Origin of the sequence: Vagococcus penaei (assembly GCF_001998885.1) — a bacterium.
Lineage (GTDB): Bacteria > Bacillota > Bacilli > Lactobacillales > Vagococcaceae > Vagococcus > Vagococcus penaei.
On sequence record NZ_CP019609.1, the window covers coordinates 820,765 to 840,420 of the forward strand.

Annotated in this window: 17 protein-coding genes; 3 read left to right on the forward strand and 14 right to left on the reverse strand. The window is 32.6% G+C overall.

What is annotated here, in order from left to right:
- Positions 1-76 precede the first annotated feature (76 nt).
- The 4 genes from BW732_RS03845 to BW732_RS03860 all read right to left on the reverse strand — a co-directional run bounded on the left by BW732_RS03845 (position 77) and on the right by BW732_RS03860 (position 6,090).
- A complete protein-coding gene (locus BW732_RS03845) occupies positions 77-1,540 on the reverse strand; it encodes a peptide MFS transporter (RefSeq protein ID WP_077275554.1) in 1,464 nt (487 codons plus the stop codon).
- A 405-nt stretch (positions 1,541-1,945) separates the two neighbouring features.
- A complete protein-coding gene (locus BW732_RS03850) occupies positions 1,946-3,364 on the reverse strand; it encodes a PTS transporter subunit EIIC (protein WP_077275555.1) in 1,419 nt (472 codons plus the stop codon).
- 21 nt (positions 3,365-3,385) lie between these two features.
- Entirely contained in the window at positions 3,386-5,032 is a 1,647-nt protein-coding gene (locus BW732_RS03855; RefSeq protein WP_077275556.1) for an alpha-glucosidase, read from the reverse strand.
- A gap of 59 nt (positions 5,033-5,091) precedes the next feature.
- Entirely contained in the window at positions 5,092-6,090 is a 999-nt protein-coding gene (locus tag BW732_RS03860) for a LacI family DNA-binding transcriptional regulator (protein WP_077275557.1), read from the reverse strand.
- A gap of 164 nt (positions 6,091-6,254) precedes the next feature.
- On the opposite strand from BW732_RS03860, the gene BW732_RS03865 reads away from it, so the two are divergent.
- Positions 6,255-6,926 (forward strand): DUF2238 domain-containing protein, encoded by a 672-nt coding sequence (locus BW732_RS03865; protein WP_077275558.1) that lies wholly within the window; start codon positions 6,255-6,257, stop codon positions 6,924-6,926.
- 96 nt (positions 6,927-7,022) lie between these two features.
- On the opposite strand, the gene BW732_RS03870 is transcribed toward BW732_RS03865, so the two are convergent.
- Positions 7,023-7,685 (reverse strand): lipoprotein, encoded by a 663-nt coding sequence (locus tag BW732_RS03870; protein WP_077275559.1) that lies wholly within the window; start codon positions 7,683-7,685, stop codon positions 7,023-7,025.
- 380 nt (positions 7,686-8,065) lie between these two features.
- On the opposite strand from BW732_RS03870, the gene BW732_RS03875 reads away from it, so the two are divergent.
- A complete protein-coding gene (locus BW732_RS03875; RefSeq protein WP_077275560.1) occupies positions 8,066-9,580 on the forward strand; it encodes a helix-turn-helix domain-containing protein in 1,515 nt (504 codons plus the stop codon).
- Positions 9,581-9,639: 59 nt separating this feature from the next.
- Here BW732_RS03875 and BW732_RS03880 read toward each other — a convergent pair whose 3' ends face one another.
- The 7 genes from BW732_RS03880 to BW732_RS03910 all read right to left on the reverse strand — a co-directional run bounded on the left by BW732_RS03880 (position 9,640) and on the right by BW732_RS03910 (position 17,826).
- Complete coding sequence (locus BW732_RS03880; protein ID WP_077275561.1) at positions 9,640-9,894, reverse strand: hypothetical protein; 255 nt, start codon at positions 9,892-9,894, stop codon at positions 9,640-9,642.
- 48 nt (positions 9,895-9,942) lie between these two features.
- Complete coding sequence (locus BW732_RS03885; RefSeq protein WP_077275562.1) at positions 9,943-10,167, reverse strand: hypothetical protein; 225 nt, start codon at positions 10,165-10,167, stop codon at positions 9,943-9,945.
- Between the two features lie 77 nt (positions 10,168-10,244).
- Positions 10,245-11,624 (reverse strand): glutamate decarboxylase, encoded by a 1,380-nt coding sequence (locus tag BW732_RS03890; protein WP_077275563.1) that lies wholly within the window; start codon positions 11,622-11,624, stop codon positions 10,245-10,247.
- A 34-nt stretch (positions 11,625-11,658) separates the two neighbouring features.
- Positions 11,659-12,651 carry a choloylglycine hydrolase family protein gene (locus tag BW732_RS03895; protein WP_077275564.1) on the reverse strand — a complete coding sequence of 331 codons (993 nt, stop codon included), beginning with the start codon at positions 12,649-12,651 and terminating at the stop codon, positions 11,659-11,661.
- Positions 12,652-12,956: 305 nt separating this feature from the next.
- Positions 12,957-15,371 (reverse strand): YhgE/Pip domain-containing protein, encoded by a 2,415-nt coding sequence (locus BW732_RS03900; protein ID WP_077275565.1) that lies wholly within the window; start codon positions 15,369-15,371, stop codon positions 12,957-12,959.
- 63 nt (positions 15,372-15,434) lie between these two features.
- The gene (locus tag BW732_RS03905) at positions 15,435-16,841 is read right to left on the reverse strand and encodes an amino acid permease (RefSeq protein WP_077275566.1); all 1,407 of its coding nucleotides are present in this window, start codon (positions 16,839-16,841) and stop codon (positions 15,435-15,437) included.
- A gap of 466 nt (positions 16,842-17,307) precedes the next feature.
- Positions 17,308-17,826, reverse strand: coding sequence for an HdeD family acid-resistance protein (locus BW732_RS03910; RefSeq protein ID WP_077275567.1), 519 nt, complete (start codon positions 17,824-17,826; stop codon positions 17,308-17,310).
- A 194-nt stretch (positions 17,827-18,020) separates the two neighbouring features.
- Between BW732_RS03910 and BW732_RS03915 the strand changes: the two genes are divergently transcribed.
- Complete coding sequence (locus BW732_RS03915) at positions 18,021-18,788, forward strand: potassium channel family protein (RefSeq protein WP_077275568.1); 768 nt, start codon at positions 18,021-18,023, stop codon at positions 18,786-18,788.
- Between the two features lie 183 nt (positions 18,789-18,971).
- Here BW732_RS03915 and BW732_RS03920 read toward each other — a convergent pair whose 3' ends face one another.
- Both BW732_RS03920 and BW732_RS11740 read right to left on the reverse strand, forming a co-directional pair.
- Positions 18,972-19,553: an NAD(P)H-dependent oxidoreductase gene (locus BW732_RS03920; protein WP_335673633.1), complete on the reverse strand. Its 582-nt coding sequence runs from the start codon at positions 19,551-19,553 to the stop codon at positions 18,972-18,974.
- Complete coding sequence (locus BW732_RS11740) at positions 19,529-19,651, reverse strand: hypothetical protein (protein WP_335673631.1); 123 nt, start codon at positions 19,649-19,651, stop codon at positions 19,529-19,531. The genes BW732_RS03920 and BW732_RS11740 overlap by 25 nt, the downstream gene beginning before the upstream one ends.
- Between the last annotated feature and the right edge of the window lie 5 nt (positions 19,652-19,656).

Sequence of the window (19,656 nt, forward strand, 5' to 3'; positions counted from 1 at the left end):
ACCATTGAAACGATGAATCTAATTAAAAAATAAGCCAAACTAACCTAGCTAGTTTGGCTTACTTAAACATTTTAATTTAACGAATCGTCCCCATTAATTTTTGAATCGGTTTACGACCTGTGAATAATAAAATACCGGCAACGACAGCTACGGTACCAACAATACCGAAATAAGCTGATTCTGTTGAACTAGTGTAAAAACGCGCAATTTGTGCATTAATAGCTTGTGAAGAAGCATCAGCCAATAGCCAAATAGCTAGTGTCTGTGATTCAAACGCACGTGGCGCTAATTTTGTTGTGACAGATAAACCAACTGGTGACAAGCACATTTCCCCTACAATCATGATAAAGAAGCTTGCGACTAACCATAGTGGACTAACACGTTGATCAACTCCAAATAGAACGCCTGGTAACATCAATAATACAAAAGATAAACCAGCCATAACTAGACCAATGGAGAATTTAATAACAGTCGAAGGCTGACGATTACCAAGTTTTGTCCAAAGTGTCACAAAAACTGGTGTTAATGCAACAACAAAAACAGGATTTAAAATTTGATACCAACTAGCTGGTACGTTAAAACCGAGCATTGAAGACTTAGTCCGTTCTTCAGCAAATAGGGCTAGAATAGACGAACCTTGTTCTTCTAATGACCAAAAAATAATGGCTGCGATAAATAATGGAATATACGCACGAATATGTTGACGCTCATCATCTGACACATCTTTCGAGCGAATCATACGAGTAAAATAGTATACTGGTAATCCGATACCTAGAATACTAACAAAGTTAACGAAAAAATTAATCGTTAATAGCTTAAGCATAGCTGCTCCACCAAAAATTACCATCACCACTACTAAAACAATCATAAAAATTTTAATCACTTTTGAGCGTTCTTCTGGCTTGATTGGATTTGTTGGTTCAAGACCAATATCAGCAATTGTATGTTTTCCTTGGAAATAATAAACTAACAAACCAACAAACATTCCTACAGCTGCTACAGAAAAACCTGCATGATAATTAACTTCTTGGCCTAATGTTCCCACAATAATCGGAGCCAATAAACTACCTAAGTTAATACCCATATAAAAAATTGAAAAACCAGAATCACGACGCGCATCTTCTTTTGAATATAAGCCACCAACCATACTAGATACATTGGCTTTTAAAAGCCCAGTCCCAATAACAATCGTAATCATTGAAATAAATAATGCTCCTATTCCAAACGGTGTGGCTAAAATAATATGCCCGACCATAATAAAAACTCCGCCGTAAAAGACCGATTTATGTTGACCAAATACTCTATCTGCTAACCAGCCACCAACAATACTAGACATAAAAACTAACGACCCATAAATTGACATAATTGACAATGCAGTTGATTTTTCTAAACCTAATCCACCGTTAGCAACGGTATCATACATATAGAATAATAGAATCGCTCGCATACCATAATAACTGAATCGTTCCCACATCTCTGTAAAGAACAATGTCGACAGTCCTCGAGGTTGTCCAAAAAACGTTTTTTCCTTGGTATCCATAGTAAACCACCTTTAATTATTTTGTTACTGTTATTTATACAGTAAACCCATTTTTATTCTACTCTCATGACAAGTCAAATGCAAACCGATTTAGTTGATTATAAACAGTTTAATACCAATTACCCCTAACAGTTTTGACATGTTATTCAATTTTAAATGACTAGTTCATTTAATTACTAACTTTAAATAAATCAAAAATAAAAAAACACTTTTTTTATTTTAATTAATTTTTTAAATAATTTTTAAAAACTGAATTAAAAGTGTATAATCCGCTTTATTAAATAAATAAATCAACAAATAAAATAACTATAGTTATCATTTTTTCATTTGTTGATTTATGAAATAAAAAAACAAATTTCTAGATAATTAATTGCTAGAAATTTGTCTTCATATAAATCATTAAAATTAATTGCCACTATCATGCATAACTTCCTTTGGTACACCAAATAAGTAAGTCAAAATAAATGCTAAACAGAAAATAACGACGCCTACTACAAGATATGTTACAAGCTGATAGGAATCATATATATACATTAACGGCGATAAAATGACAGCTAGTCCATATGAATTCGCTTTAATACCTAAAATTGATAAAATCATACCACCTAATGCCGAGCAGCCAATCATAATACCTAATGGTTTCATGCCATAGCGAATCGTAATCCCAAAGAGAGCTGGTTCACTAACACCTAGTAATTGAGTAATTCCGGCGCTTGTTCCAATAACTTTAACATTCTTATCTCTAGCTTTTTTACTAATTGCAAAACTAACAGCAGCGTTAGCAAAACCATACATAGCACATAAAGTAATCAATGGATTAAAGCCAGTTGAAGCCAGTAACGTTGTTTCAATCATGATGAATAAGTGATGCATACCTGTCATAACTGCTAAAGGATACATAAATCCAATTAACAGACCACCAATTCCAAATGGGACATCAATTAACCAAGTAACGACAGACACTAACCCGCTTTCAACAAAATGTAGCAATGGTCCTAAAACTAATAAACCAACTAACATCATAACTGCAATCACAACAAAAGGGGTAAACATTAAGTCAAGGGAGTTTGGCATCCATTTACGTGAAAACTTTTCTAGTTTAGCACCTAAAATACCAACAACTAGAGCTGTTAAAACACTTCCTTGGTAGCCAACAATTGGAATAAAGCCAAACGCAATTAATGGTTGTACACCACTATTGATATCTGCAACAGCATAGGCATTCGGCAGAGCCGGTGACACCAACATCAAACCGATAACAAAGCCAATAACTGGTGTCCCACCAAATTTTTTAAAGGCTGACCAACAAATCAGTGCTGGTAAAAAGGCAAAGACTGTATCTGTTAATACACTGATTAAGGTCGTAATATAAGTCGGGATAGCGTCTGGTGTCGTACCAAAGAAGGCTAAAACTAAGTCATTTAACACGACCCCTTTTAAACCTAAAAATAGTCCTGTCGCAACAATTCCTGGAATAATCGGAATAAACACATCTGACAAGGTCCGTACAGCCCGTTTAATTGGATTACCATCACGTTTCATATTTTCTAACGAGGTTTCTTTATTTTTCAATTCTGGATCCGTTTCCATTAAGCTCTCATAAACTTTATTAACAATACCTGTCCCTAGGACAATTTGGTATTGTCCAGCATTATAAAAAACACCTTTTACTTCATCAATTTTTTGGACTAAAGAGTCATCAATACTTGCTCGATCTTTAACTTCCAATCTTAAACGCGTTGCACAATGTGTCATACTAATAATATTATCTTCACCAACAACGTCGACAATGTCTTGCCCAATTTTTTTATAGTCTTTTGCCATTAGTCTGTCCTCCATTAATTATTAACTAAATAAAATACTTTGATAGGGTAATAATTTAAGTTGTTTACCCGTAAGGAATTGGTCATGTGAATCAAGCCAGACAGACTCAATAGGAGCGTCTAACTCAACCAATTGTTCTTTGGTTCCAAAGTTTGTAATCGAATAAACACGCTTACCTTGATACTCGCGATAATAAGCAATAATATCATCTGCTAATGATGTTATAAAGTGAATATCACCTTTTTGTAAACACGGAGCGATAGGTGACTTTTGACGAAGCTCAATCATTTTTTTATACCAATTATATACTGAATTATTATTTGCCGTAATTTTTGGATAAGTTTGACTCATACCCAGCCAGGGTTCAATATCTGAAAAACCACCATACTGAGCACTTGTCCAAGGCATTGGCGTTCTAGTATTATCACGGCTTCTTAAATTGACAAATTCTAAGGCCTCACTTGGTGAAAACCCTTCATCAATTGACCGATAGTAATTGTCTATACTAGAAATATCATCAAATTCTGAGATAGACTCTCGATGAGCATTGATCATACCCAGTTCTTGTCCTTGATAGATAAACGGGGTTCCCCGTAAGAAAAAGTACATACTACCAATACCTTTAGCAGCTTCTGGTGTTTGATAACCTGGTGCAACTAATTTTGATAAGGCACGGGGTTGGTCATGATTTTCAATGAAATTAGCACCCCAACCTGCTTTTTGTAATGCTTCTTGTGATGTCATTAATAAATCGCGAAATTCTCTAGCCGTCCAATTAGTCCGTTTAAACCAGTCAGAGCCTGATTCTACATCTATATCAGCATAGTGAAAATCAAAAATCATAGAAAAATAACCATCTCGACCAATAAATTGTTCAAAATCTTGATAGGCAACTCCTGGTGCTTCACCAACAGTCACACAATTATACTTATCAAATGTCTCTTGACGTAACTCGGTAAGAAAAACCTCAATTCCTGGACGATTACGCGTCTTGAACTTACATGAGACTAAACCATCAACACCATCAGCTGGTAGACTAGCATAATCCTGGTCTTTTTTAACAAATGTAATGGAATCAATGCGAAAACCAGCAATTCCTTTATCGAGCCAACGATTAATCATTTGATACAATTCTTTACGAACGTCAGGATTTTCCCAGTTCAAATCAGGTTGACGCTTATCAAATACATGTAGGTAGTAACTCTCTTCGTTAGGAACTTTTTCCCAAACTGATCCCCCAAAAATCGACCGCCAATTATTGGGTCTTTCCTTACCTTCTCTAAAAATATAATAATCACGATATTTACTGTTCTTATCCGCTAAAGCTGCTTGGAACCAAGGGTGTTCATCTGACGTATGATTAATAACTAAATCTAAAATAATTTTAATATCAAGGTCTTTTGCCTGTTTCAGTAACTCATCAAAATCTGCCATTGTCCCAAATTGAGGATTAATTCCCTCAAAATCAGCGATGTCGTATCCATTATCGACCATTGGTGATGTAAAAATAGGACAAATCCATAGCATGGTCACACCAAGTTCTTTTAAATAAGGTAATTTTTCTGTTATCCCTTTTAAATCACCAATCCCATCATGATTTGTATCTTTAAAGCTTTTGGGATAAATTTGATAAACGACGTCATCTTTCCACCAGTCTGTTGTTTGCATTATATTTCCTCCTATTTTGTGGTATCGATATCATAAAATGCCATTTAAAGAATCTACTACTAAGTAGACTCTCGAACAATTAATTCTAAGACTAATTTTTCTTGATTGATCTGATAGGTCACATCTTCAATTTGAGCAATCGTTAATTTTGTTGCTTCTTCTCCTAAGGCAGCTATTGGCTGTGACAAGGTTGTTAATGGTACTGCTAAAATGGAGGTAAACGGTTGGTCATCAAAGCCCATAATGGCCAAATCATCGGGTATTCTTTGATTCGCTGCTAAATAGGCTTTCATGATACCAGTCGCAACTTCATCACTATTTGCAAAGACAGCATCTGGTCGCTTATGCTTAGGTAAAGCTAACAGTTTTAGACCAACTTGCTCACCATCTTCAATTGTATGAACTGATTGAAAAATCCAATCACGATTAAAAGGCAAATTATGTGTGACTAATGCACGCTCAAAACCTTTTGTCCGATATTTCCCATGTCCATTTGCCATCAAAGTACCACCAGTACAGTAAGCTATTTTGTGATAACCTTTTTGAATTAAATAAGTCACACCATCGTATACAGCGCATTCTTGATCTGTAACTACCTGTGGTAAACGAGAGTGTGGCATATTCTCATTACATAAAATAATCGGACCATATTTAGCATAAGATTCAACTGTCTGCGCGTCTATTTCAATCGAACACATAATAATACCAGCTAGCACTTGCTGCTTGAGTAGTTCTAACATTTTTACTTCAGACTCAGAGTCATCATATGTCTGCATGACTAAAACAGTATAGCCCTGACTTTTTGCTTGCTTCTCAATTGCATCAACCAGGTAAGCGAAAAAAGGATTCGTAATTCTTGAAACGAGTACGCCAATCATTGTCCCTTTTTTAGACCGTAATTGTGTCGCAATCGAGCTTGGTACATAATTTAATGTGTCCATTGCCTGTTGAATGCGTTTCTTTTTCTCCTCAGAGATATACGGATGATTGTTTAAATAGCGTGAAACTGTGGATACCGATAAATCCGCTAATTTTGCTACATCTTTAATTGTTGCCAAAAACCCACCTCACTTCTGTGGTATCGATTTCATATATACTATAACTCGCTTTGAAAGCATTGTCAATCAAAATAATCACATCGGTTCATAAATTTAAAACAGTCTTTTCTTGTGTTTTATAATTGTATCGTGGCATAATATTATAATAAAGGAGTGATTTTTATATGAACCAACCAATAAAAAAACCCATCTTATTTTATATAATTATCTTATTTGGTATTTTACTGATGCTTATTTCAGGTGTTCAATCATTAGATGGTGGCAATCAAGCATCTGGCAAATTTTTTCTATCGTTTGAAATGTTTTTAGGCATTATTTTATGCTTTTTACCTTATTTTATTGAAAAAAGCTTTAAATTGGTAACACCAGTACTATTAAAAAATATGTATTGGTTGTTTATTCTCTTTTCTGTCTTTTTAGGAACTGGTCTTTCATTTTATAGTAAGGTTTATTATTGGGATAAATTTTTACATTTTTCTAGCGCTATGCTACTAGTTGCACTGGGTATCGGCTTTTTAAGCTATTTAATGCCAAAATTGGATCATCTAACCGTTAGTACGGTTATCTTATTTGGTTTTTTCTTTGCAATGACTGCTGGTGTATTTTGGGAATTCTATGAGTTTACTTTTGATGGTCTTTTACATCTCAATATGCAACGTTTCTTAACGAGTTCAGGCAAAGAATTATTAGGACGAGCTGCACTCATGGATACCATGTCAGATTTATTTACTAATACTTTCGGTGCTTTAATTTTTAGTATTTTTTGTTATTTTAAAGCTAAATCTAATCCAAAATGGTTAACCTATTTAGCTTTTGTCAAAGTAACGTCTAAATAAAAGTTTACTTATCTTCCATAAAAAAAGAACTTATTATCCATATAATCAGATAATAAGTTCTTTTTTGTGTTTTCTAACTAATCATCAATAAGATAATTATTTAGCTAACTCTAAAGGTAATGTCACATCATAAGTATGATCAACTTTGTCTTCTGAACTATCTTTTTTATGTCCAGTAAAACTAATTTTTATTTCTTTGATACTATCGATTTGATCAGTATCATTAAATTTAAAGTGAATATAACCATCTTTTTTATGGTCTTTAGCAAAAACATCATCCCAAATATCTAAAAAGTGATCTGCTTTAACTTCTTTACCATCTTTTAAGACAATTGTTGCTTCCTTTGGACGTACTTTAACTTCTTCTTCACCTTTATTTTCTAAAGTATAGTGCATTGACATTAAGCCTTTGTAATCTTTCTCTTGGTCATCTTTAAATTTATCTACTTCAACAACTTTAACTTTATCAATGTTAAAGTCAACATTTTCCCAACTACTATCAGTCCAATCTGTTTTATATTCTGCTTCTAATTTCACTTTTGGATCTTTGTCACCAGTAATAATTTCTTTAAAGTAACCGTCGTCTTTCAATGTTGCTTCTCCTGCAACTTCTTCTACTCCACCAGATAACGATGTTGACGTTTCAGTTACTTTTCCTGATTCAATTGTTCCTTGAATTTCTTCTTTTTGTCCACATCCACCTAATGCTACTAATAATAGAGATGCACACACTGTTGTTCCTAAAATCATTTTTTTCATAATAATAAAGCCTCCTGGTTAAATTTATGGTTTTTTTAAAATACATTAAAAGAAGATAAATAACTTTAAATAACTTTTAACATAACTTATCTTTCCTATAAATAAATTATAACATAATAGAATGTAGTTAATTCTTTATATTGTCTTTTGAAACGAAAATTAATGATATTATTAATTTAAAAACTCTATTATTAATCAAAATAATTTTATAAAGCCTTTTAACATAGTTTATTAAACAAAATAAAATAAATCGGATTATTAAAAATGATTAATTGTTTAAAATACGATTAAAATTTGAAACAACTAGCTTTTTATCGTATTCTATAATTATCAGCAACACAAATGTGACTGATTAAATTACCGATAAAGGGCTGATTAAGATGGAGAAAAATATTTTTAATTTACTAAACAACCATAATAAAGTTATCTTAAACATGTTAGAAATTATTTCTGAAAACAATCGTTGGTATAGCGTCAACGAAATTAGTCTACAATTGAATGTAGTTGAAAGAACTGTTCAACGCTATATTCATCAGCTCGAAGATATTGTTGCAGAATATAATACTGAAAAGCGACAACAAATCACGCTAATGTATGAGAAATACAAAGGTATCTATCTAGAAATTGAACAAGGAAGTAATTATATTGATTTCAGAAACTATATTTTGGAAAATGATGAATCAATGCTCATTTTGAAAAAAATTATGTTTGAAGAATTTGATTCAGTAAAAAAATATGCCATGACTTACTATGTCAGTGAAAGTATGGTTCGAAAGAGTTTAAAAAAAATTAAAGACTTTTTGAATTTATACAATATTGATCTTTCCAGAAATTCCTTTAAACTAATTGGTGACGAAAAACAAATTAGATTAGTTTCCTACATTATCGCTTGGGTAACCTTTAAAGGTGTTACTTGGCCCTTTAATACGATTGACCAACGAAAAATCTATCAAACAGTTGATGGATTTTCAAATGCGATGAAACTAAATGTTTCAGACATTCATCGTAAACAGATGGCTTATATTTTCGCTGTTAACTTACTTCGATTAAGAAAAAATCATATTATGCCATTTGAAAAAAGCTGGGATAACTATGTCAATCTAAGTATGTTAAAAGAATCGATTCCTTTATTAAAATCATTTATGGCTGATTATAGTGTTCATATTGATGCCGAAATTTATTTTTATGTTTTATTGATGCAAACAAAAGTTAAAATCTATGAATCAAATGAATTACGGGATCGGATTTTAGGTTATCATAAAAAAATGAATTCTGATATTTATCGCGCAACAGAATTATTTGTTAAACAATTTGAATCTGAGCTAACAGAAATACCTTATGAAATAAAAGAGCGTTTTTTTGTTACTAGCTTTTGTGCCCATCTCTTTGCTCAACTCTTTACGCAAATTAATATGGATATTGATGGTCATCCCTTATTTGAATTAGACGATAATGAATTTCCAACTTTACGAGGTATTCTTTCAAAATTCATAGATGACTTATATGAGCAAAGTCAAAATCCTTTATTTTTAGAAAAAGGCTTTCTCATTCAAAAATATTTACTTTTATTTTCTTCTATTTTGCCATTAACTCACTATGAACCAGCAATTTATATTTATTTAGAGACTGACTTACCTTATTTTATTAAACAAAATATCATGGTTCGGATAAGTGACCGTTTTAAACATGATTTTAATCTGTCTTTTTTAGATATGTCACAAAAAGATAAAGCAGATATTATTTTCACCAACGTTCCTAACTTAATTGAAGAACGACAACGTTTTACTTATGGTATCCTACTCTTTGATTTTCCTATCAAGTTACGTGATTTTATTGAATTAGAAAAAAAACTCCAGATTGTTGTTCAAAAGAAAGTTACCAATCAATTGATATAAAAAAGAATCCCTCAATCAAATTAACGATTGAGGGATTCTTTAACGTACTTATAACAAATTTATTTGTCAGATTTAGTCATTTCTTTTTCAAATTTTTCTAATTCTTTTTCATCATATTTGTCATATTTACCAATTTCATGTAATAGACGTTTCACTTCATGTAGTGCACGTTTTTCTTCAAACCAGATTTTAACAGAATGTTTCTTGTCAGATTCTTCGTTGGCTTGAATTCTACCAGTTTCTAAATCTAATTTTTCTAAAGTTTTTACCATTTCATCAATTACTTTATCTTTTTTTTCTTCAAAATTTGTCATGTTTAAAATCTCCTCTATTAATTAATTTTTTATAGTTAGACACGTTACTTATTTAGATGTTTCTTCTAAATCTTTTTGTGCTTTTTCTAATTCTTTTTCATCATATTTATCATACTTACCGATTTCATGAAGCAAGCGTTTAATTTCATGCAAAGCACGCTTTTCCTCAAACCATAATTTTATAGAATGTTTCTTATCTGATTCTTCATTGGCAGCAATGCGTCCTGTTTCAATATCTAACTTTTCTAAAGTCTTAACTATCTCATCAATCACTTTGTCTTTTTTTCTTCATAATTTGCCATGTTCATCCGCCTCATTCCATTTTTTTGTATATGTTAACACTGTAAAGCTTAGTGTGTGAACCCTTGTGTTTTTACTTCACCTTTGTCATGATACAAAATACGTGCATGTTTTAAATCTTCTAGACACTGATTAAAGTCATGAATTAATTCATCTGCCAAGTTTTCACCTAAGTCTGCTCGACAAACAAATCGTTGAATCACTTGATTATCTAAATTAGCAGGTAAAGGATACGCTGGCACTTGCCAACCCTTCATTAGTAATCTATCAGCTAAATCATAAAGTGTCCATTCAACATCAGCATCTTCTTTTAATTTATAACACACAATAGGTAGATTATCACCCATATTTATCATATCAAAATATCCCGATTTTTGCACAGCTTTTGCAATTGTTTCTGCTGCATGACGTGTACGTGTATGAATTTCTTTATAACCATTGAAACCATAACGATAGAAATTATAGTATTGACCAATAATTTGACTAGCACTTCGAGAGAAATTAATTGCCATTGTGGGCATTACACCACCTAAATAGCTAACATCAAATATTAATTCTTCTGGTAAATATTCTTTGTCACGCCAGAGAATCCAACCAATACCAGGGTACACTAAACCGTATTTATGACCAGAAGTATTAATCGATACCACATTTTTCAAACGGAAGTCCCAAGCTAGTTCTGGATCAACAAATGGTACAAACATTGCCCCACTCGCACCATCCACATGAATAACTAATTCGTGCTCATGCGTTTCATTATAAGTTGTTACTAAATCGTCTAGTGCTTTAATGTCATCAAATTTTCCAGTGTATGTAATACCTAGAATACCAACAATACCAATTGTGTAATCATCGACGTAATCAAGTACTTTATCAGTATCAATACTTAAATGATCCATATCCATTGGTACTTCACGCATTTCAATATCCCAATAAACACAGAATTTTTCCCAACAGACTTGATATCCTGATGAAATAACCAGATTCGGTTTTTTAGCTTGGATATCTAACCCACGTTTTTCTGCAAGGTGACGCCAGCGAAATTTCATTGCCATCCCACCTAGCATACAGGCCTCACTTGATCCAACTGTTGAGGTTCCCATAATGCGTTCTGAATCTGGAGCATTCCATAAATCACCTAAAATATTGACACAACTTGTTTCTAACTTAGCTGTTTCAGGATATTCAGACTTATCAATGGCATTTTTTTCCATTGTTTCAGCCATTAGTTTAGTTGCTTCTGGGTCCATATAAGTTTGACAAAATGTCGCTAAATTTTGTCTTGCATTTCCTTCATCTATCAATTGATCTTTCACCAAACGGTAAGCAACATCTGGCTCAACCGGATTGTCATGTAATTTTTTCATAATTACATCTCGTTCAGAGATTGATGTTCCAAAAATTGGGGTTGTTTCATTATTTGTTGTCATTAGTCTAACTCCTCCGTCGTATTACTTCAGTTGCTTAGTAATTAAATTCTTTCATTGTTTCTGTTGTATTTGCCATAAAGGTAACTGGTTCTTTTTCTTGCAACAATTTATCTGTTAACTGAACTTTACAAATTTGATTATTATCATATGTATTAAAATAATAAGTTAAACTTGTGTTACACATAGTCCCTACATACTGTGAATAATCAGATTGACCTTTCTCGTCAATCACCAAGCCTTTGGGAATTCTAACAGTTGATAAGATATGGTAAGCATTTGATACACCTTCAGTCTCATTTTCTGCCGGTTTAATATGCTCTTTAAAGAATGCAGCTCTGACAAAACGCTCTGGTGGAGTAAACCCTCCAGGCAGTCCTAATGTGCCTGTCCCCTGTGAGAAAGCATGTGCTTCATAATCACCGAATTTTACTGGTTCATACTGTTTTGGACGTACATGTAAATAATTACGTAAATTATTAATATGCCATTCTAATTGAGGTGTATTTGTCATTACACCTACTGGATTTTTTTTCATGTGTAATGTTTTAGTCGTTGGCTCAATAACGCCACATTCACCTGACGCATCTGTCACAATCCAATGAAGAGGAGTCACAAAATCTAACAACGGAACTGGGCGATCAACTAAATTAATATTTCCAATCACTTCTTTTACTTCTTCTACCGATGCACAATTACCTAGAATATATAGGATAAATTCATGTGGTGCTAAATTAATTTTACTATTATCTTCTTTTGCTTGATACTTAGCATCACCTGGTAGATATAATTCCGCAATCGATAAACCTTTTTCATTAACGCCATCTGCCACTGAATAAATAGGACCGATAACACGACCAGCACCGATAAATCCATAATTATTGTCAAAAGTCTTACCTTCAACAATTGACTTCCATGGATAATGTCTCGGAATAAACGTTGGATTAGGATCTAACGGAATTGAATAATCCATTGTTCTTGATAATAAATTATGACCATCTTTTGTTTTTAAAAAAATACTTGTACACATACTTTGCACTTCCCTCTCTGTTGGTTATTTATATGTTTATTTTACAATCTACTTACTACTTTAATGCGTTATGTTTTGTCTGTTAATCAGACATTTTTTTAAGACTAACATCAGATAGCAGTCTTATAAAAAGCTATCTGATGTCGTTTAATCAACTATAAACTTATTATAGATCATAGAATCACTTTATTTTCTTCAGTTTTGTCTGTTATTAAGACAAAATAAATCGATTAAATTAACTGTTTCAAAATTAGCTGCTTACTCATTAAGTAAAAAGAATGTATAAGCTTCTCTGTTACAAAAGTTTACTTTTCAAGAGCTTGCATTTTTTGATTATCATCTAACTCTGACACATTTGATAGATGACGTTTTTGTAAAATATTCATTGAAACGCCTAGTAAAACAACAAATGCAACAAAGACTGACAAGAGTATCATGACACTCTTATTGAATAGTGGCGCACCGATTCCACTTGAGATTGCTTCACGGAAACCATAAACTGAATAAGACATTGGTAAATACGGATGAATTGCGTTAAAGAAACTATTTTGTAGTGGTAGAGGGAAAGTTCCACCTGCTCCACCTAGTTGTAATACAAGTAAAATCATCATAATAAAACGTCCTGGATTATCAAACGTCATGGCGAAGAACATAATCATGAACATATAGGCCCATACAGTAACAAATGCCATCAAATAGAACTTGCCAACGTACTCTACTTTTAGTCCAATCAATAACATGACAGTTGCTTCAATTGCAGCCATTGCTGTTGACACAACAAAGCCTATCGCAACTTTACTTAACCACCAGTCTTTACTTGATTGACCTAGCATTGATACTCGTCTAATTGGGAAAACAAAGTTAAATACTAAACAACCAACGAATAAAGCTAGAGACATGATATATGGTGCTAAAGCCTGACCGTAATTATCAACTTGACTATATTCATCATTTTTCAAACTAGTTGGATCTGCAAACATATCAATATTCTTTTCTTCTAATTTTACTTTATCTCCCATCTTCGAAGCATCTCCTAATGCTGTTGCCAATTGATTGGATCCACCATCAAGTTGTGAGATACCTTTTAATAATTCAGGAGAATTTTTAGATAGTTCTGCCAGTCCACTATTTAATTGTGTTGCTCCTGAATCAAGCTGTGACACACCAGAAGATAATTCTGGCATTTTACTATACATATCATTTAAGCCAGAAGCTAATTGGTCACTACCAGATGCTAAAGACGTCACGCCATTTAAAGCTGTTGGTAGTTCTTGACCTAATTGAGCAACATTCGAATTAATTTGTTCTAATCCAGCAACTAATGACCCTGCATTTCCACTTGGAGATAAGTCCATAATCCCCATAATCTGTTGTGTACCAGACCCAATTTCATTAATACCATTTTGTAAGCTACCTGCATTTTCAGCAATTCCTGATGTTAATTCACCTAAGGTTGCTGCTTGAACAGCTAATGCTTCTGCTGAACTTTGAGCACTGGCCAAATCACTACTTAATTGCCCAGTCACATCGGCTACTTTTTGATTCTGCTCATTCTCAAAGTTAATAACAGCTTGATTAATATCATTAATCAAAGTTGATTTAACTGCTTCATCCACATCTTTTAATTGATTAATGCTATCGGCAATACTTGCTTGTAATGCTGTTGAATCAGCATGCAAAGTTGTCGCAATTGTATTTAATGACGTACTAACAGCTTCTAAATCTGCAGAAATTTTACTTGCATCAAGAGAAACGCTATTTAATTTATTTGTATTAGCTAACAAAGCTTCTAAATCAGCTTGTGCTTGTAGTAAATTATTTTTAATTGTTGTTTGCGATGTTTCATTTAAACTTGATTCAATTGTTGCCAAAGCTGTCTCTAATTCTTTACTCCCTTGCGACAATTCATCTAATCCCGAGCTTAATTGATTGATTTTACCACCTAAGGGTTGGACTTTTTGATCAATTAACCCTAAACCAGAGCTTAATTCAGATGCCCCACCATACAGTTGAGTCACACCTGAACTCAATGGACCAATATTACCTGCTAATGATCCCATACCTGCTGTTAATTGGTTAGAACCATCAGATGCTTGTGATACGCCACTTGTGTATTCTTTCAAACCACTTTGTAATTGATCCGTTCCATTTGCCAATTGACTTGCGCCATTGGATGCTTCATTAATTCCTGCCACAGCTTTTTTACCAACTTGATTTAAAGCCGTCACATACGCTCCAGTGACATTATCACGAACTTGTGATTCAAGCGTTGTTGCACCAATTTTCACAATTTCTTGACCAATGTAGTTCAAAGAGCCATTGGTTGTATAAGTAATCTCCATTTTTTCAGGATTTTTATCTAATAAAGTTGTCGCACTTTTAGAAAAATCTTTAGGAATGGTTACAATCATATAATAATACAAATCATCCATACCTTTTTTTGCCTTATCAGCTGAAACAAATTCCCATTTCAAATCTTTATTCCCTTTTAATTGATCGACAACTTGATTACCAACATCGATTTTTTGACCTAACATTTCGGTCGGTTGATCTTCATTAACAATAGCTACAGGTAAGTCTTTTGCCATACCATAAGGATCCCAAACAGATTTGTCAAAAACACTTGCATATAAGATTGGGATAAACGTAATCGCTATGACCGAGATTAATAAAATCTTGTTTTTAAAAATATTTATAAATTCTTGTTTCACCATTTTCATAAGTTACTACTCGCTCCTTTTGTGCTAACTCAAAGTCACACAATTTAATTTTTAAATTATTTTTTACTGATTAATACTACTGTTTTGTTTTTTTTTCATACTATAAGTACGATAAAAAATGAAAGGCACAGCAATTGTTACTATAAAACTAACAGATAGAATCATGACATATGTAGTTGCTTCAGAACCTTTTAATTCACTTGGTGCAATAAATGATGACACAATCGCTAATAAGGATAAAATCAGTCCACAACTTGCAGTGATAACTTGAACTACCTTACCACCTGGTACCCGATAAGAGCGTTCTAGTGATTGATTTGATTTTTTCAAAATCAATATTAAGTACGCAATGAAAAATAAAACATAAGCACTTAGATAAATAATAACTGTGAGTGAAATGGCCGTTAAGAAGGAAACATTGCTACCTCCTCCGCCACCAAAGGTTAAGACAGCGCCCCAAATACTAACTAAGATAGCTTGAATTATTAAAATATATGTTGGGACTTGATTTTTATTGACTACTTTAAATTTACTTGGTAGTAAATTCTCCTCAGCAACCACGCGTAAGCCTTCTGTGGGACCAATAATCCAAGAACTAACTTGTGCCATAACACCAAAGGACACTAAAATAGCCATAAGTTTAACAATCATTTCGTTCGCAATTACTGCTTTAAATGCATCAACCACACCTGAGTCTAAATTTAATGTGCCTGGTACGACCATCGATACAGCACTACCACCTATTGTACTTAAGATTACCCCTACAATAACTAATAGAAACATAATCATTGGATAATTCTTTTTAGGATTATCCAACTGCGTAATATGTGGTGCTGATGCCTCAACACCCATATAAGCTAGCATAAATGAAACTAATTGTGGAAAGTCTTTTGCTGTGGGAAAAAAACTCTTATCAGTAAAACGTGAATTAATCGCATGTCCAGAGCCTAAAAATTTGATAGTCATAATTAGTAAAATAAATACTGGAACAATAATACCTAAAACAAATCCATATTTTGCTACTTTAGCAGAAAAGGCTGTCCCCCTAAATTGTAAGAATGTTAGAACCCAAAAGATAATGAGTATACACAAATACTTAATCATCGGATTAGTGTTCATCGCTTTAAAATCAAATACGTAAGCTAATGAACCAATAATAAAATAGATCATTGTTACAAAACCAACTGTAATTTGAAACCATTGGAAAAAGATTGCTGCAAAACCAAATTTCTCACCTAGTAACTTGCCCACCCAACCGAAGATACCACCTTCTTGATAACCTTTAATCGTTGCTAATTCAGCTGAACACAAAGCTACTGGTAAAAACCAAAATAACCCGCATAGTAAAAGATAAAAAATTAACGTTTTACCTGATTCTGCAAATGTTGGGTACTCATAAACGGTGATGAATAGTGAAGCCGTCATGGCAAAAAAGCTGAATAATGATAACTTATTTCTTTGTTCTGTCATGTAATTACTCCTTTTTAATTATTGTATGTCAAAAAATAACGGTATTAATAAATAGTCAACTTAATGTGTCTTCCTGACAAAACATAGTATATAAAATAATAACAGACACCAAACAATAGTTATTGTCGTTTCATTGGAAATAATCTTTAAAATCCAATTAGTAACGTAGGTTTTTAGAAAAAACATATATTATTGTCTTTCGTTTTAGTCACATCACATCTGTATTGATAATGATACAAAATTATGTATCATTATTTATTTTATTGTAATTTCAAAAACAATCACTACAGTTATTGTACATAAAATTTCAATGCCTGTCTATCTTAATCGTGTGTTTAATGAAATTTAATAATGAAAAAAAGTCAGTTATCATCATTAATTGATGTTAACTGACTTGACTAATTTTCTATTATTTAGATTGATGAAAAACAGTTGTGTTTACTCTCACAAATTAACGATAACTTGATTAAAAAGCTGCCATAATATATGAAATTCCAGCAAGCATTAAATAAAAACCGACTAAGAATGCAACTGTTAGAGCAGAAGCAATTGGGTTAAAGAATAGCAATGTCCCAATCACAATTCCTAAAATATTAATAATCAAAGAAAACCAGTAATAACCTTGTCCAACTTTTTTAGCGTAATTTAATTCAAATAGTCCATAAACAGAATCACAAGTAAACCAAATGGCAAATATAAATGGTAGAGCTGCCATTCCAGCTGCTAAGTTGAATAAAAACATCAAACCAATAATTATATCGATTGCACCGATAACATAAAGCATACCTGAACTGATTCCTAACAACTGTTGTACTTTACGTTTAGCAACTATCTCAAAAATACCTTTTAATAAGGCTGTTATCCCAAATAAAATAGCCAATGCTAATAAATCTTCATCTGGTCGTTGAAATGACAAGATTGACACAAAAATAAAGAAAATTCCTAAGACTAGATAACTAAGTTTAAACTGTTTTGTTTTTTGCATAATTTATTCCTCCTATATTCATCTACTCACTTATTATAACACTTATTTTAAATCATCAACTTTATTATTGTCTGATGAAGCGAAAAAAAGAACAAATGAGATATATTTGTTTGAATCATAGATTCACTATTGTTTTTAGTTCAAAGATTCTTTACTATTAACTTAATAAGTTGGTTATAATTAGGAGTGACATTATGCTAAAAAAATTATATTTATTTTTGATGTTCGTTTTACTGATTATTTCTGGATTTCTTTCGCTCATTAACCACCGACTAGCTGCGCCACTTGATAGTTTAGTCATAATCATTTTTGCACTCGATATTTTTTATCAATTCTATCAGAGTGACAATAAGAAGGCCTTTCTAAAGAAACATCCGTTAGATTTTATTGCCTTGATTCCAATCTATACGGGTTTCCGCTATTTTAAATTGATTCCTTTAACTTTGGCTTTTCTTCGAATTACAACAATGGGAACACGCTATGTGATACCGGTTGTTAATGCCTTATTAAAATCAGGTATCGGCCGCTTTGCTTGGTATTTTTTATTAGTCTTTTTCTTATTACCATTACCGATGATTTGGATTGAACCAGGTATTAAAAGTTATCAAGACCTTGTCTGGTGGACCCTCCAAACCGTCACAACTGTGGGCTATGGCGATATTATTATCTACAACCCAATCAGCCGAATTATTGCTGGTATCTTAATGTTTCTTGGAATTGGAATGATTAGTGCGTTCACAAGTACCATTACTAAGTTAATGACGAATCCCAAATTAATTAAAGAAGAAGTAAAAAAAGAAACTCACCGTGTTCTTGAAAAACAAAAAATCAATAATGAGCATGATTCTGAGCAAGTGAATGACTCATTAAATAGCTTATCTCCAGACTCACTGACTTTAGATGATTTGTATCGTCTTGAGCAATTAATTAAAATAGAAATCAAAAAGCAAACTAAATTATAAAAAAATGCCTGGTTATTAGACAATAGGGGAAGTCTAATGATCAGGCACTTTTTATTGGGAAATTAAAGGGAATATAAGGTTGTAAATAATAAATTATATCTTTTATCAAATTGCCCTACTTTTTATAGAATATCCCTTTTTGCTTACGTATTTTTTTAATTTTTGTCGTCTAACAAGACACAATTAATTAATTACCTCAAAAATTTCATGTTTATTTTGTCTTTTTTTGAGTGGGCGTTCTTCCGCACTATAACCAAATCCGGCCATGTAAGCTACACCATAATCACTTAGATTAATTAAACCTTGAGAAGACAAGTAATCCTCCGTTTGAGCGATATTAAAGCCTTCAATTGGACAACTGTCAATTCCTAGCTCAGCTGCCGCTGTTAGCATATTGCCTAACGCGATATAGGTTTGTTTCGTTGCCCATTGAAAGATATCTTTTTCAGTCGTTAAATTAAAATCATGTTCTTGAAACTGTTTAAAAAATTCTTGTTGGCGACTAACTTGACTAAAATCACGCCCTTGTACTGCCTCCACAATATGTTTAACATGTGTACTGTTTGCTTTAACATTTTTTCGAGCTAGAGCAATAACAAAGTGACTCGCACCATCTAGACTATTTAAAGCTCCCCAAGCAAATGGTCGTAAGTCAGTTTTGATTTGTTCGTTATGAATTATTAAAAACTTCCAAGGTTCATAACCAAAGGAACTGGGTGATAAACGTGCAACTTCTTCAATTATAGCCCAATCTTCATCACTAATTTTTTTGTCTCGTCAAATTTCTTTGTTGCATATCTAAATTGATGTGTAGTTAAAATCATCTCTCTAATTTCTGCTTTCGTTAGCTGCTCATTCATCATAATAT